8 protein-coding genes and 1 pseudogene are annotated in these 14,942 nt (G+C 73.1%); 2 read left to right on the top strand and 7 right to left on the bottom strand.

The window, feature by feature from the left end; all coding sequences use genetic code 11:
• Nucleotides 1–56 precede the first annotated feature (56 nt).
• The 7 genes and pseudogenes from ABH925_RS21205 to ABH925_RS21175 form a co-directional block, all read right to left on the bottom strand.
• Entirely contained in the window at nucleotides 57–1,592 is a 1,536-nt protein-coding gene (locus tag ABH925_RS21205) for a M1 family metallopeptidase (protein ID WP_370150149.1), read from the bottom strand.
• A gap of 52 nt (nucleotides 1,593–1,644) precedes the next feature.
• Nucleotides 1,645–5,481, bottom strand: coding sequence for a Pls/PosA family non-ribosomal peptide synthetase (locus ABH925_RS21200; protein ID WP_370150147.1), 3,837 nt, complete (start codon nucleotides 5,479–5,481; stop codon nucleotides 1,645–1,647).
• Nucleotides 5,482–5,794: 313 nt separating this feature from the next.
• Nucleotides 5,795–7,387: a Na+/H+ antiporter gene (locus ABH925_RS21195; RefSeq protein ID WP_370150145.1), complete on the bottom strand. Its 1,593-nt coding sequence runs from the start codon at nucleotides 7,385–7,387 to the stop codon at nucleotides 5,795–5,797.
• Between the two features lie 72 nt (nucleotides 7,388–7,459).
• Nucleotides 7,460–7,885 (bottom strand): GNAT family N-acetyltransferase, encoded by a 426-nt coding sequence (locus tag ABH925_RS21190; protein WP_370150357.1) that lies wholly within the window; start codon nucleotides 7,883–7,885, stop codon nucleotides 7,460–7,462.
• Nucleotides 7,886–7,913: 28 nt separating this feature from the next.
• The gene (locus ABH925_RS21185) at nucleotides 7,914–8,852 is read right to left on the bottom strand and encodes an RluA family pseudouridine synthase (protein WP_370150144.1); all 939 of its coding nucleotides are present in this window, start codon (nucleotides 8,850–8,852) and stop codon (nucleotides 7,914–7,916) included.
• Nucleotides 8,853–9,062: 210 nt separating this feature from the next.
• Nucleotides 9,063–9,692: pseudogene (lspA, locus tag ABH925_RS21180) on the bottom strand (signal peptidase II); the annotation flags it as partial.
• Nucleotides 9,693–9,855: 163 nt separating this feature from the next.
• Nucleotides 9,856–10,389 (bottom strand): TraR/DksA family transcriptional regulator, encoded by a 534-nt coding sequence (locus tag ABH925_RS21175; protein ID WP_370150143.1) that lies wholly within the window; start codon nucleotides 10,387–10,389, stop codon nucleotides 9,856–9,858.
• Between the two features lie 624 nt (nucleotides 10,390–11,013).
• Here ABH925_RS21175 and ileS point away from each other — a divergent pair.
• Together ileS and ABH925_RS21165 are read left to right on the top strand one after the other, a co-directional pair.
• Nucleotides 11,014–14,151, top strand: coding sequence for an isoleucine--tRNA ligase (gene ileS / locus ABH925_RS21170; protein WP_370150141.1), 3,138 nt, complete (start codon nucleotides 11,014–11,016; stop codon nucleotides 14,149–14,151).
• Nucleotides 14,152–14,249: 98 nt separating this feature from the next.
• Nucleotides 14,250–14,795, top strand: a complete 546-nt coding sequence (locus tag ABH925_RS21165; RefSeq protein WP_370150139.1) for a Uma2 family endonuclease — start codon at nucleotides 14,250–14,252, stop codon at nucleotides 14,793–14,795.
• Nucleotides 14,796–14,942: the final 147 nt, after the last annotated feature.

The following is a 14,942-nucleotide window of genomic DNA, read 5'->3' as shown; positions in this document are numbered from 1 at the left end:
AGTCCATACCGGCCACGCTGGCGGCGTGGCGCCGGGCGGGCGCGGCTCGTCGCGGGTCAGCGGCGGGTTTCGCGGCGCAGCCAGCGGCGGGGGGACAGGGCTGCGGCGGCGCTGCCCGCCTGCTGGGTCGCGGACGGCGCGGCGGGGGCGGTCGGAGGTGCGGGGGCGGGCGCGGCTATCGGGGCGGCGGGCGCGGACGGGGCTGCGGGCGGTGCTGCGGGGGCCGGGAGGGCCGGGAGGGGTGGGAGGGTGGTGGCGTAGAGCCAGTCGTTGAAGAAGGCGTGCAGCGGGGCGGCGCTGTGGCGCTGGGCGCTGGTGGTGAAGTCGGCGGTGGTGACCACGCCGTTGCGGTGCTCGGTGGCCCACTCGCGGAGCAGCGCGAAGAACGCCGGGTCGCCCAGGACGCCGCGCAGGGCGTGCATCACCAGGCCGCCGCGCTGGTAGAGCCGGTCGTCGAACATCAGGCTGCGGCCCGGGTTGGCCAGCACCAGGTCCTGCGGCAGGTCGGCGAGCCCGGCGTGGGCGAGGGCCGCGTGCTCGGCCGCGCTGCGGCCGCCGGAGCGCTCGGACCAGAGCCACTCGGCGTACTTGGCGAAGCCCTCGTTGAGCCAGATGTGCCGCCAGTCGGCGATGGTGACGCTGTTGCCGAACCACTGGTGCGCCAGCTCGTGCGCGATCAGCCGCTCCGAACCGCGGTGGCCGTCGACGTGGTTGGCGCCGAAGGTGGACAGCCCCTGGGCCTCGACCGGGACGTCCAGTTCCTCGTCGGTGACCACCACCGAGTACTCGCCGAAGGGGTAGGGGCCGAACAGTTCGGTGAACAGTTCCAGCATGGCCGGCTGGCGGCCGAAGTCGGTCAGGGCGGCGGAGCTCAGCCGCGCCGGGACGTAGGCCAGCTGCGGCACCGGCCCTGCCGCGATCGGGAGTTCGCGGTAGTGCCCGATCTGAACCGTGGTCAGATAGCTGGCGGTGGGCGCCGGCTGGTCGTAGACCCAGGTGCTGCTGCCGGCTCTGGCGGTGCGCGAGAGCAGTCTGCCGTTGGCGACCACCGTGTAGGGGCTGGGGGCGGTGACCGAGATCTGGTAGGCGGCCTTGTCCGCGGGCCGGTCGTTGCACGGGTACCAGGACGGTGCGCCGATCGGCTGGCTGGCGACCAGCGAGCCGTCCTCCAGCTCCTCCCAGCCCAGGTCGCCCCAGTCGCTGCGGACCGGACGGGGGTTGCCGCTGTAGTGCACCTCGACGGTGAAGGCCGCGCCGGCCGGCAGCGACTTGACCGGGCGCAGCCGCAGCTTGCCCGCCCGGTGCGTCCAGCGTGCGGCGCGGCCGTCCAGCAGTACCCGGGTGATCCGGAAGTCCGCGAAGTCCAGCGCGAGTTCGGTCAGCGGTGCGGGGCCGGCCAGGCAGGTCAGCCGGGCGCTGCCGGCCAGCCGGTTCGGGGCGGGGCGGTAGTCGAGCGCCAACTCGTAGCGGTGGACGTGGAAGCGGGCGTCGCCGTGGGTCGGGAAGTACGGGTCAGCCGCGGGCCGGGGCTGCGAGGACGGCACGGCCTGCGGGGTCCGCTGCTGCGGGGACGGCGACTGCTTGGGGCTCAACGCTGTTCTGCTCCACTGTTCATCCCGCTCCGGGGGCCTTTCAGGGCTCGGGTCAGAGCTCGGGCCAGGCCGCGATGGGGTTGCCCAGCCAGCGGCTGTCCGCGGGCACGGACTCGCCGCGCATCACCAGCGACGCGGGGCCGAGGGTGGTGCGGGCGCCGATGGTGGTCCCGGGCAGGACGATACCCTGCGGGCCGACGGTCGACCCTTCCTGGAGGGTGACCGTGTCCATCCGCATGATCCGGTCGTGGAACAGGTGCGTCTGCAGCACGCAGCCGCGGTTGACGCTGACCCCGTCGCCGAGGGTGACCAGGTCCGCCTCGGGCAGCCAGTAGCTCTCGCACCACACGCCCCTGCCGATCCTGGCCCCGAGGCCGCGCAGCCACAGACTGAGCAACGGGGTGCCCAGGACGCTGTTCAGCAGCCAGGGCGCGGCGAGCACCTCGACGAAGGTGTCGGCCAGCTCGTTGCGCCAGACGTGCCCGCTCCACAGCGGGTGCTCCACCGCCCGGAACCGGCCGATCAGCAGCCACTTCGCGGCCAGCGCCAGCAGGCAGGCGAACACCCCGGCGGCCAGCAGCACCGCGCCGGAGGCGAACGCGGCCAGCAGGTAGCCGCCGCTCCCGGCGATCCGGTACAGCACGTCCAGCACGGCGACCGCGAGCCCGGCCGAGAGGATCACCGGGACCAGCCGCAGCAGTTCCACCGCGCCGCGCAGCCAGCGCAGCCGGGCCGGGGGCGCGTAGGTGAGGCTCTGGTCGGCGCTGTCGGCGCGGCGGGGCAGCTTCATCGGCGGCATGCCGAGGTAGGAGCTGCCCTTCTTGGCCTTCTTCGGGGTGGCCGAGAGCACGCCGACCAGGCCCCGGTCCGGGACCGAGCGGCCCGGGGCGGTCATCCCGGAGTTGCCGAGGAACGCCCGGACGCCGATCTCGGCGGAGTCGATCCGCAGCCAGCCGCCGCCCAGCTCGTAGGGGGCGACCAGGGTGTCGTCGGCGAGGAACGCTCCGTCGCCGACGGTGGTCATGCTGGGCAGCGCGAGCACGGTGGAGGCCTCGACGCCATGGCCGACGTTCATGCCCAGGGCGCGCAGCCAGGCCGGGGTGAACAGGCTGGCGTAGAGCGGGAAGAGGCTGTTGCGGGCCAGGTCCATCAGCTGGATCACGGTCCAGGCCTGCACGGCGGTGCGGCTGTGCAGCGGGTGGTGCCCGGTGCGCAGGCCCACGCTGAGCAGCCGGACCGCGACCAGTACCAGCAGCGCGTACGCGGCGGCCCCGGCCAGCGTGGCCAGCGGGACGGCCAGCAGCGGCTGCGACCACAGCTGCCGCAGCACCAGGAGCGCGGGCACGGCGGCGGCCGCCGGCAGCAGCGTCAGCCCGAGGCCGCTGGCCCCGTACAGCGCCGCCCAGCGGGCCTTGCGGGCGGGGCGGTTCTTGGGCCAGGCGTGTTCGGCGCGGCCGGTCTTGGCGGCCGGGGCGCCGGACCAGCGCTGGCCGGTGGGGACCTGGCCGGTGACGGCGGATCCGGCGGTGATCTCGGCGCGCTTCCCGACCCTGGCGCCCGGGAAGAGGATGCTGCGGGTGCCGACGGCGGCGCCGGCGCCGACCCGGACCGGGCCGATCCGCAGGATGTCGCCGTCCAGCCACCAGCCGCTGAGGTCGACCTCGGCCTCGACCGCGCAGCCCTTGCCCAGCCTGAGCATGCCGGTGACCGGCGGCAGGGTGTGCAGGTCGACGTCGGGGCCGACCTTGCCGCCCAGCGCGCGGGCGTAGCGGACCAGCCAGGCGCCGGACAGGTCGGTGGCCCGGACCGCCTCGGCCAGCCGCTCGGCCGTCCACAGCCGCAGGTGCACGCTGCCGCCGCGCGGGTGGTCGCCGGGTTCGACGCCGCGCAGCAGCAGCCGGGCGCCGCCGGCCGCGACCGCGATCCGCCCGGCCGGGGTCCACAGAACCGCGGCGGCCAGGGCCAGCGCCCACCACGGGGCGGTGTGGCTCCAGCCGAGCAGCCCGGCCACCGCCGCCAGCGCGACGGTCCAGCGCAGGCCGACCACGGTCAGCAGCGGCAGGGTGATCAGGGTCTGCAGCAGCCCGGCCCGGCGCGGGGTGGGCCGGATCTCCCGGACGGCGCCGGCCCGCTGGCTGGAGGCCTCCAGCCGGCGGGCGAGGTCGCGCAGCACCGGGTGCTGGTAGAGGTCGCTGACGGCGGCGGCCGGGTAGCGGCCGCGCAGCAGGGTGACCAGCTGGGCCGCGCCGAGGCTGCTGCCGCCGCTGGCGAAGAAGTCGTCCTTGGCACCGGTCACCGGCACGCCGAGGACGTCGGTCCACTGCTCGGCGAGCCAGGCCTCGGTGCCGTAGAGCTGCTCGGCCCGCTCCTGGCGCGCGGCGCCGGGCAGCGGCCAGGGCAGGGCGTTGCGGTCGACCTTGCCGGAGGTACGGGTGGGCAGGTCCTCGACCTGCGCGAGCAGCGGGACCATCGCGGCGGGCAGCGCGGAGCGCAGTGTGGCGACGGCGGCGTCGTGGTCGAAGGCGTCCTGGTCGGTGACCAGGTAGCCGACCAGCAGCTGGTTGCCGCCGCGCGCGGTGCGCACGGCGGCCGCCGCGCCGGTGACGCCGGGCAGGGACTGCAGCACCGCGTCGACCTCGCCGAGCTCGATCCGGCGGCCGCCGAGCTTGACCTGCTCGTCGGCGCGGCCGAGGAAGACCAGGCCCTCGGGTTCGGCCAGCACCAGGTCGCCGCTGCGGTAGGCGCGCTCCCAGCCGACCGACTCCAGCGGGGCGTAGGTCGCGGCGTCCTTCTCCGGGTCCAGGTAGCGGGCCAGGCCCACCCCGCCGATGACCAGCTGGCCGCTCTGGCCCATGGCGACGACCTGGCCCTGCTCGTCGACCACGGCCAGCTCCCAGCCGTCCAGCGGCAGGCCGATCCGGACCGGGGCCGCGCCGGTCAGCGGCGCCGCGCAGGCGACCACGGTGGCCTCGGTGGGCCCGTAGGTGTTCCAGACCTCGCGGCCCTCGGTGGCCAGCCGTTCGGCCAGCTCGGGCGGGCAGGCCTCGCCGCCGAAGATCAGCAGCCGGACGTCGCCGAGCGCGTCGGCGGGCCAGAGCGAGGCCAGCGTGGGGACGGTGGAGACCACGGTGATCTCCTGGTCCAGCAGCCAGGGGCCGAGGTCGGCGCCGCTGCGGACCTGCGACCTCGGGACGGTGACCAGGCAGGCGCCGTAGCGCCAGGCCAGCCACATCTCCTCGCAGGAGGCGTCGAAGGCCACCGAGAGGCCGGCCATCACCCGGTCGCCGGGGCCGAGCGGCTCGTCCTGCTGGAACAGGGCGGCCTCGGCGTCGACGAAGGCGGCGGCGCTGCGGTGGCTGACCGCGACGCCCTTGGGCTTGCCGGTGGAGCCGGAGGTGAAGATGATCCAGGCGTCGTCGTCCAGCCCGGGGCGGGTGCCGGGGGTGCCCTGCGGCGGCCGGTGCGCCGCCAGCTCGTTGCCGGCGCCCAGCACGGCGCAGACCCCGGCCTCGCCGAAGACCAGCGCGGCACGCTCGTCCGGGTCCTCGGCGTCGACCGGGACGTAGGCGGCGCCGGCGGCGAGAACCGCCAGGATGCCGACGTAGAGGTCCAGCGTCCCGGAGGGGATGCGGACCCCGACCCGGTCGCCGGGGCCGACCCCGGCGCCGGCCAGGGTGCGGCGCAGCGTGTCGACCCGGGCGGCCAGCGCGCGGTAGCTCAGCGCGGTGCTCCCGTCGTCCAGCGCGGGCTCGTCCGGGTGCGCCTTCACCGTGGCGTCCAGGAGGTCGAGAAGGGTCCGCGCGGGGTGTGCCGGGCGGCCGGGGAACAGCGCGAGGCCGCTGGGGGCGACGTCACCGTCCGTCAGCTGGTCGTGCACGGCCGTGGTCATGGGTCCTCTTCTCGTCAACGACCCGGTCGATGCTAGTCCGCCGGAGAGCCGGGCGCAGTCCCGGAATCGCCTGCAACACCCCAACTGCGGACTATTTCTGACGCCTAGTCAGGTAATAGGCACCGCGCCCTCGGCGAGACTTGACGGCCTGTCAGCTATTTTTGACGAGCCATCAGATAAATTTTGAACTGAGACAGACGCCACATGTCGGACGGGTGTCAATATCCATTCATATCGCCTTAAACAGGATATAGCACCCGGACCGAATCCCGTCGGAGCCCGCCCCAGCCACCCGCGGGACACCGGCCCCGCGCTACAGCGGGGCGCTGCGCAGGTCCAGCGTGCGGATCACCCGGTCCACCAGCTCGGGATCGGCGCCCGCCTCCATCCGGGCCAGCTGCATCTCCGCGCGGCCGGCCGCCAGCATCTCCTGCTCGACCTCGCGGAACCGCCGCATCCGCACCGCCCGCTCCCGGTACTCGCGGCGCTGCTCCTCGTCGTAGATGTCCGGGCGGGTGCGGGCCACCCGGTCCAGCTGGCGCTGCTTCAGCCGGTCCACCAGCTCCTCCGGCAGGTCCTCGCGCTCCGCCAGCTCCTTCAGCCGGCGGATCCCGGCCTTGGAGACCCGGTACCAGAGCTGCCGCTCGGCCGCGTCCTCCGCGTCCTCGTCCCGGCTCAGGTGCAGCCGGCGCACCACCCAGGCCAGGCTCAGCCCCTGCACCAGCAGGGTGAAGAGCACCACGCAGAAGGCGATGAAGACGATCTCGGCACGGCCGGGGAACGGCGCCCCGCCGTCCACCGTGTACGGGACGGCGAGCGCCAGCGCCACCGAGGCCACCCCGCGCATCCCGGACCACCACAGCACCAGCGACTCGCGCCAGCTGATCGGCGCGGCCTCCTCCCGGACGCCCCGGCGGCGGTCCCACCACTGGGTGACCCAGCCGCCCGGCAGCAGCCACAGCAGCCGCACCCCGACCACCACCAGGATCACCAGGACGGCGTCGCCCAGCATCCCGCGCCAGTTGTGGCCCACCTCCTTGAGCACGCTGGCCAGCTCCAGGCCGATCAGGCCGAACGCCATGCCCGAGATCAGCAGCTCCACCACGTCCCAGAAGGCGCTGCCCACCAGCCGGAAGCCGACGTCGTCGGCGCCCACCGCGCGGTCGTTGATCCACAGCGAGCAGACCAGCACCGCCAGCACCCCCGAGCCGTGCAGGACCTCCGCCAGCGAGTAGGCCGCGAACGGGATCAGCAGGCTCAGCCCCACCTGCAGCGTGGGGTCGTCCAGCAGCGACATCACCTTGCCGCTGAGCCAGCCCAGGCCGATCCCGAACACCACCGCCAGCACCGCCGACAGCGCCAGCCGCTCCGCCGCGTACAGGGTGGAGAAACGACCGTTCACCACCGCGTCCACCGCCAGCCCGTACACCACCAGCGCGGTGACGTCGTTGAACAGGCCCTCGGTCTCCAGGATCCCCAGCAGCCGGCGCGGCAGCCCCACGCTGCCGGCCACCGCGGCGGCGGCGATCGGGTCCGGCGGCGAGATGATCGCGCCCAGCGCGACGGCGGCGCCCAGCGGCAGCGCCGGGGCGATCCAGCGCGCGGCCCAGGCCACCGCGACCGTGGTGACCAGCACCAGGGCGACCGCGAGCAGCAGGATCACCCGGGAGTTCGCCCGGAAGAAGCGGGTGGTGGAGCGCTGCGCCGCCGCGTAGATCAGCGGCGGCAGCACCAGCGGCAGGATCAGGTCCGGGTCGAGGCTGATGTCGGGGACGAACGGCAGCACCGCCATGACGATGCCGATCAGCGTCATCAGCACCGGCTGCGGGACGCCGAACCGGCGGGCGAGCGGGGTGGTGACGATGGCGGCCAGCAGCACCAGGAACAGCAGCGTCAGCTGCGCCATGCCGCCGGCCCCCTCTCGCGTCAGGGAGACCCTGATGACCGGTCCGCCCGGGAATGCTCGCGATCCTGCTGATCAGCCTGCCAGCGACCGGGTCATGGTGCGGTGCGGAATACCGCCGTCCAGGTACTCCGGGCCTTCGGCGAGGTAGCCGAGCCGCTCGTAGAAGCCGAGCGCGGGGACCTGCGCGTGCAGCTCCAGCTCGCGCGCGCCCCGCGCCAGTCCGGCCTCCTCGACGGCGCGGACCAGCGCCACCCCGAGGCCGGTGCCGCGCGCGGCGGGCAGCACCGCGAGGCGGCCCAGCAGCGGGGCGTCCGGACGGCCGCTGATCGCCAGGGCCTGCTCGCCGTGGATCAGCCGGGCGGTGCCCAGCGGCGCGCCGTCCTGGTCGACCGCGAGCAGGTGCAGGGCGGTGGCGTCGAGTTCGTCCCACTCCTCGTCCTCGGGGATGCCCTGTTCGACGATGAACACGGCCCGGCGCACCGCGTGCACCGCCGCCATGTCCTGCTCGCTCTCGGCGACGCGTATGTCAGCTTTCAGCACTGATGATCTCCAGCGCACGGGAGAGGTCCTCGGGGTACTCGCTGCGGAACTGTACCCACTGACCGTCGGAGGGATGCTCGAAACCCAGCTCGACGGCGTGCAGCCACTGCCGGGTCAGCTTCAGCCGCTTGGCCAGGGTCGGGTCGGCGCCGTAGGTGATGTCGCCGACGCAGGGGTGCCGCAGCGCGGACATGTGCACCCGGATCTGGTGGGTGCGGCCGGTCTCCAGCTTGATGTCGAGCAGCGAAGCGGCCCGGTAGGCCTCGATCAGGTCGTAGTGGGTCACCGACGGCTTGCCGTTGGCGACCACGGCCCACTTCCAGTCACTGGTGGGGTGCCGGTCGATCGGCGCGTCCACGGTGCCGGACATCGGGTCGGGGTGGCCCTGCACCAGGGCGTTGTACTTCTTCTCCACCACCCGGTCGCGGAACTGCTGCTTGAGCAGGGTGTAGGCGAGCTCGGACTTGGCCACCACCATCAGCCCCGAGGTGCCCACGTCCAGCCGGTGCACCACACCCTGGCGCTCGGACGCGCCCGAGGTGGAGATCCGGTACCCGGCGCCGGCCAGGCCGCCGATGACGGTGGGGCCGGTCCAGCCGGGGCTGGGGTGCGCGGCCACGCCGACCGGCTTGTCCACGACCACCAGGTGTTCGTCGTCGTGCACGATCCGCATGTTGTCGATGCGCTCGGCCACGATCTGCACCGGCGCGGGCGGGGCCGGGATCTCGACCTCCATCCAGGATCCGGCCATCACCCGGTCGGACTTGCCCACGGCCGCCCCGTCCAGCAGGACCTTGCCGTCGGCGGCCAGCTCGGCCGCCTTGGTGCGGGAGAACCCGAACATCCGGGCGATGGCGGCGTCGACACGCTCGCCCTCAAGGCCGTCGGGTACGGGCAGGCTACGGATCTGCGGAACGGTGCTCACCGGTACGAGTATGCCGGAACGCGGGCGGTCGGCCCGCCATCAGGCCTTCGGATCGGCCTCCGCCGGGGCCTCCGCGCCATCCGCGGCGGTCTGCGCGCCGGTCTGCGCACCGGGCTTCACGGCGGTCTGCGGATCGGCCTTCGGGACGGTGCCGTCGGCCGGCTCGGCCTCGGCCTCGGCCGCCTCGTGCGGCCCGGTCTCCCGCCCGGCGTCGCGCAGCGAGGTGCCGTCCGGGTTGGTGCCGAGGAACGACAGCACCACGACCAGGATGCCGCCGCAGACAATCGCCGAGTCGGCGAGGTTGAACACGGCGAAGTGCTTCACCGAGATGAAGTCCACCACCGCGCCCCGGAAGGTGGACGGCGAGCGGAAGATCCTGTCGGTCAGGTTGCCGAAGGCACCGCCCAGCAGCAGGCCCAGCGCGACCGCCCAGGGCAGGCTGTAGAGCTTGCGGGCGAGCCGGGAGATCACCACCACCACGGTGGTGGCGATGACGGTGAAGACGATCGTCATCGCCGCGCCCATCCCGAAGGCCGCCCCCGGGTTCCGGGTGGCCTGCAGCATCACCCAGTCCCCGACCAGGCGGATCGGCTCGTGGTACTCCAGTCTGGCGACCACCAGCAGCTTGCTGCCGAGGTCGAGCAGGTAGGCGAGCAGCGCGACCGAGAGCAGCACGCCGACCCTGCGCCGGCGCTTCCCGGTCGCGGCGTCGTCGGCTCCGGACCGGGCGGTGGGCCCGGTCGCGGCGTCGGCCGCGGCCTCGGGCAGCTCCGCCTCCGGGCCCGACTCCGGGCCGGCCGCGGCGGCGGGGGCCTTCTGGAAACCTGGGGTACTGATGATGCGCTCCGCTACACCGAGTCGAGTGGACGTCCATCATCGAGCCTACGGCACAGCGGATCAGCGACACGGGCTGGCCCGCACCGCCACGGCACACTGTTACCCGCTCGTGTCGCCGCCGGACGGGCTCCGCCGCCCCGCCCGTCCGCCGCCGGCCGCACCGTTCCTACCTGCGCTCCTGCTTCTGCTTGCACTGGACGCAGAGGGTGGCCCGGGGGAAGGCCTGGAGCCTGGCCTTGCCGATGGCGTTGCCGCAGGATTCGCAGACGCCGAAGCCGGTCCCGGTCAGCCGTCCCAGTGCCCGCTCGGTCTGCGCCAGCATGTCGCGGGCGTTGGCGGCCAGCGACAGCTCGTGCTCGCGGGAGATGTTCTTGGTGCCGGCGTCGACCTGGTCGTCGCCCGCGCCATCGCCGGAGTCCCGCATCAGGCCGTTGAGCGTCTGCTCCGAGGCGGTGATCTCGGCGCGCAGCTGGGCGGCCTCGGCCGCCAGTTCCTCGCGCAGTTCGGTGACCTCGGCCTCGGTCCACAGGTCCTCGCCCGGTCGTACCGGGATCGCTCCGGCGGCGGTCGCCTGCGTGGTGCCCGCCCCGGAGGCCCCCGCGGCCCCCGGGCCGGCAGTCCCGGCGCTGACAACCGCTGCCGCGCTGCCGCGGGCGCCGGCCGCGGTCCTGGTCGCCGCGCCGGTCTTCTGTCGGGTCACTGTGCCCTCCCCCGGGTCTGCCACGGACGATCCCGCGCGGCGCGTACCGACGGCCCCGCTCCTTGCCTTGTCCGCCATGCGTGTGACCCCTTAATGGCTGGTCGCGCCGACCGCGGACTCCGCGGCTGCGCGCGTTCGGACGTACTGGTGGTGCCGGAACGATAATGCGTGATGAATCCCACCACAACGGGACATACCGCTGCATGTCCCTTGGCTTCTGACTCGACGGATGTGTGCCCAGAACGTGACCCGATAATCGCCTTCAGTCATCGTTACCGGCGCGTCACCCCTCCGGCGTCCGCAGAAATTCGCTCGCCAAGCCCTATAGACTGACGCCGCAAGGCGTGGATGGGGACGAGTACCGCCGCACGCAGCCAGGAGCGACCCGGGGCCGGTGGAAGCCCGGGGGTGTGCGCGACGGGAAGATCACCCCGGAGCCGTCGGAGGAAAGAACCGCGCGTGTCGGCGCGGGTCGAGTAGAACCGGCCGCAACCCCTAATGAGGGGGCTGTGCGTGTTCGCGCGCACGGCCAAGGAGGGTGGTACCGCGGGGCCCGCAGCTCGGCCTCGTCCCTTCGTCGGAAGCCGCACGACGTACACGCGCCCGCCGGAGGAACCAGACACCATGGCCCAGTACCGACCCGTCCCCGCCCAGGTAGACCTGCCCGCACTGGAACACGGGATCCTCTCCTTCTGGCAGGACAACAAGATCTTCCAGCGCAGTCTGGAGCAGTCCCAGGGCCGCCCCGAATGGGTGTTCTACGAGGGCCCGCCGACCGCCAACGGGATGCCGGGCGCGCACCACATCGAGGCCCGCGTCTTCAAGGACGTGTTCCCGCGCTACAAGACCATGAAGGGCCACCACGTGGCCCGCAAGGCCGGCTGGGACTGCCACGGCCTGCCGGTCGAGCTCGCCGTGGAGAAGGAGCTCGGCTTCTCCGGCAAGCAGGACATCGAGGCCTACGGCATCGCCGAGTTCAACGCCAGGTGCCGCGAGTCGGTGACCCGCCACACCGACGCCTTCGCGAGCCTCACCCACCGGATGGGCTACTGGGTCGACCTGGACGACGCCTACCGCACCATGGACCCGGACTACATCCAGTCGGTGTGGTGGTCGCTGAAGCAGATCTTCGACAAGGGCCTGCTGGTCCAGGACTTCCGGGTGGCCCCGTGGTGCCCGCGCTGCGGCACCGGCCTGTCCGACCACGAGCTGGCCCAGGGCTACGAGACCGTCGTCGACCCCTCGGTCTACGTCCGCTTCCCGCTCACCTCCGGCCCGCTGGCCGGAGGGGCTTCGCTGCTGGTCTGGACGACCACGCCGTGGACGCTGGTCTCCAACGTCGCCGTCGCCGCCCACCCGTCGGTGAGCTACGTCGTCGCCACCGACGGCACCGAGCGGCTGGTCGTCGCCGAGCCGCTGCTGGAGAAGTGCCTGGGCGAGGGCTGGACCGCCACCGGCGAGCGCTTCACCGGCGCCGAGCTGGAGCGCTGGACCTACCAGCGCCCGTTCGAGCTGGTCCCGGTCGAGGGCGCGCACTTCGTCGTCAACGCCGAGTACGTCACCACCGAGGACGGCTCCGGCCTGGTGCACCAGGCCCCCGCCTTCGGCGCGGACGACCTCGCGACCTGCCGCGCCTACGGGCTGCCCATGGTCAACCCGGTGCTCCCGGACGGCACCTTCGAGCCGGACGTCCCGCTGGTGGGCGGCGTCTTCTTCAAGAAGGCCGACGAGGCGCTGGTCGCCGACCTGCAGGCCCGTGGCCTGCTGTTCCGCCACGTCCCGTACGAGCACAGCTACCCGCACTGCTGGCGCTGCCACACCGCGCTGCTCTACTACGCGCAGCCGTCCTGGTACGTGCGCACCACCGCGGTCAAGGACGCGCTGCTGCGCGAGAACGAGAACACCAACTGGTTCCCGGAGACGGTCAAGTACGGCCGCTTCGGCGACTGGCTGAACAACAACATCGACTGGGCGCTGTCCCGGAACCGCTACTGGGGCACGCCGCTGCCGATCTGGCGCTGCGAGGAGGGCCACCTCAGCTGCGTCGGCTCGCTCGCCGAGCTGTCCGAGCTGACCGGCCGTGACCTGGCCGACCTGGACCCGCACCGCCCGTTCATCGACGAGGTCGTCTTCCCGTGCACCAGCCCCGGCTGCGCGCTGGACGCGGTCCGCGTGCCCGAGGTCATCGACGCCTGGTACGACTCCGGCTCGATGCCCTTCGCCCAGTACGGCTACCCGTACAAGAACGCCGACCTGTTCGAGAAGCGCTACCCGGCCCAGTTCATCTCCGAGGCCATCGACCAGACCCGCGGCTGGTTCTACACGCTGATGGCGGTCGGCACCCTGGTCTTCGACAGGTCCTCCTACGAGAACGTGGTCTGCCTGGGCCACATCCTCGCCGAGGACGGCCGCAAGATGTCCAAGCACCTGGGCAACACCCTGGAGCCGATCTCGCTGATGGACCAGCACGGCGCCGACGCGGTGCGCTGGTTCATGGCGGCCGGCGGCTCGCCCTGGTCCGCGCGCCGGGTCGGGCACGGCACCATCCAGGAGGTGGTCCGCAAGACGCTGCTGACCTACTGGAACACCGTCGCCTTCCAGGCCCTCTACGCCCGCACCGCCGGCTGGTCCCCGTCCTCCTCGGACCCCGCCCCGGCGGAGCGTCCGCTGCTGGACCGCTGGGTGCTGTCCGAGCTGAACACCCTGGTCCGCGAGGTGGACACGGCGCTGGACGGCTTCGACACCCAGCGCGCCGGCAAGCTGCTCTCCGCCTTCGTCGACGACCTGTCCAACTGGTACGTGCGGCGCGGCCGCCGCCGCTTCTGGCAGGGCGAGCCCGCCGCGCTGGCCACCCTGCACGAGGCGCTGGAGACGGTCACCCGGCTGATGGCCCCGCTCACCCCGTTCATCACCGAGCGGGTCTGGCAGGACCTGGTGGTCCCGGTCGCGCCGGACGCCCCGGCCTCGGTCCACCTCGCCGACTACCCGGTCGCGGACGAGTCGCTGATCGACCCGGCCCTGTCCCGGCACATGGCCCTGGTCCGCCGCCTGGTCGAACTGGGGCGTGCGACCCGCGCGGACTCCGGCGTGAAGACCCGTCAGCCGCTGTCCCGCGCGCTGGTCGCGGCGCAGGGCTACGAGGAACTGCCCGCCGAGCTGCTGGCGCAGATCGCCGAGGAGCTGAACGTCACCGCGCTGGAATCGCTGGCCGCGGTCGGCGGCTCGCTGGTGGACACCACCGCCAAGGCGAACTTCCGCGCGCTGGGCAAGCGCTTCGGCAAGGGCGTCCAGGACGTGGCCAAGGCCGTCGCCGCCGCCGACGCGGCCGCCCTCTCGGCCTCGCTGCGCGCCACCGGAACGGCGACGGTCCAGCTGAACGGCGAGCCGGTCGAGCTGGGCCCGGACGAGGTCATCATCACCGAGACCCCGCGCGAGGGCTGGGCCGTTGCCAACGAGGCCGGTGCCACCGTCGCGCTGGACCTGCACATCACTCCGGAGCTGCGGCTCGCGGGCCTGGCCCGCGACGTCATCCGGCAGGTCCAGGAGGCCCGCAAGAACAGCGGCCTTGACGTCGCCGACCGGATCACGCTCCGCTACTCGGCGACCGACGAGGCGACCGCGGAAGCCCTCACCGCCCACGCGACGCTGATCGCCGACGAGGTCCTGGCCACCGACTTCGCCTCCGGCGAAGCCGACTGGGACGGCGCGGCCGCCTTCACCGACGAGCCCCTCGGCCTCACCTTCTGGCTCCGCAAGGCCTGACCCGCCGACGGCGTGCGCCCGGTCTGCCCGCGCCGGGCACACCGGGCGCACGCCGCCTTGTTCCACCGTGTTGGGCGTGAGCCCATACCATGAGGACCATGCAGCCACGGCACCGTGAACTCCTCGATCAGGCCCGACAGCTCGCCGACTCCAAGGTGAAAGTCGAGTTTTCTGGTGACATCGTGATCATGCAGGCCTCACCGTCCGCCATCCACCAGCGGAACCTGAGCAACATCCGGCGACAGTTCGACGCCCACGTTCCGGACGGGTACATCGCCACGGAAAACAGCGACCTCGAATCGCCCGCGATCAGCAAGCTGCGGAACCCGGATCTGACCTACCTGCCCGAGGAGGCAATGACCACCACGGACAGCGCGCTCCCCGCCGAGCTCGCCCTCATCGCCGTGGAGATCGTCTCCCCGTCCAACCCCGAGAACGACTGGGAGGGGAAGGTCCGCGACTATCCGCTGATGCACATCCCGCTGTATCTGCTGGTCGACGCGCGAAAGAAGACCGTGACCCTGCTCAGCGAACCCGAGAACGGGCGCTACCGCCTTCGCGAGGACGCCGCCTTCGGCGAGACCGTCCACATCCCCGCCCCCTTCGGCTTCACCCTCGACACCAGCCGGCTGCTGCCGTACTAGACGGGCCGGGACGCGAACAACCCCGTGGCGGGGGGGGGGGGGGGGGGGGGGGGGGGGCCGCGCGGGGGGGGGGGGGGGGGGGGGGGGGGGGCCGCGCCGGGGCCCCGCCGCGGGGACGGGGCAGCGCCCGGCCGTGGCGGCCCGGGG

This window comes from Streptacidiphilus sp. EB129, assembly GCF_041262645.1.
Classification (GTDB): Bacteria; Actinomycetota; Actinomycetes; order Streptomycetales; family Streptomycetaceae; genus Streptacidiphilus.
Note: the sequence above shows the minus strand (reverse complement) of the source record. Positions and strands in the feature narration are given on the sequence as shown.

Bases quoted from the DNA above. Each gene is read 5' to 3' on its own strand.
- ABH925_RS21200 (WP_370150147.1), bottom strand. From the start codon at position 5,481: ATGACCACGGCCGTGCACGACCAGCTGACGGACGGTGACGTCGCCCCC.
- ABH925_RS21195 (WP_370150145.1), bottom strand. From the start codon at position 7,387: ATGGCGCAGCTGACGCTGCTGTTCCTGGTGCTGCTGGCCGCCATCGTC.
- ABH925_RS21190 (WP_370150357.1), bottom strand. From the start codon at position 7,885: ATGGCGGCGGTGCACGCGGTGCGCCGGGCCGTGTTCATCGTCGAACAG.
- ileS (WP_370150141.1), top strand. From the start codon at position 11,014: ATGGCCCAGTACCGACCCGTCCCCGCCCAGGTAGACCTGCCCGCACTG.
- ABH925_RS21165 (WP_370150139.1), top strand. From the start codon at position 14,250: ATGCAGCCACGGCACCGTGAACTCCTCGATCAGGCCCGACAGCTCGCC.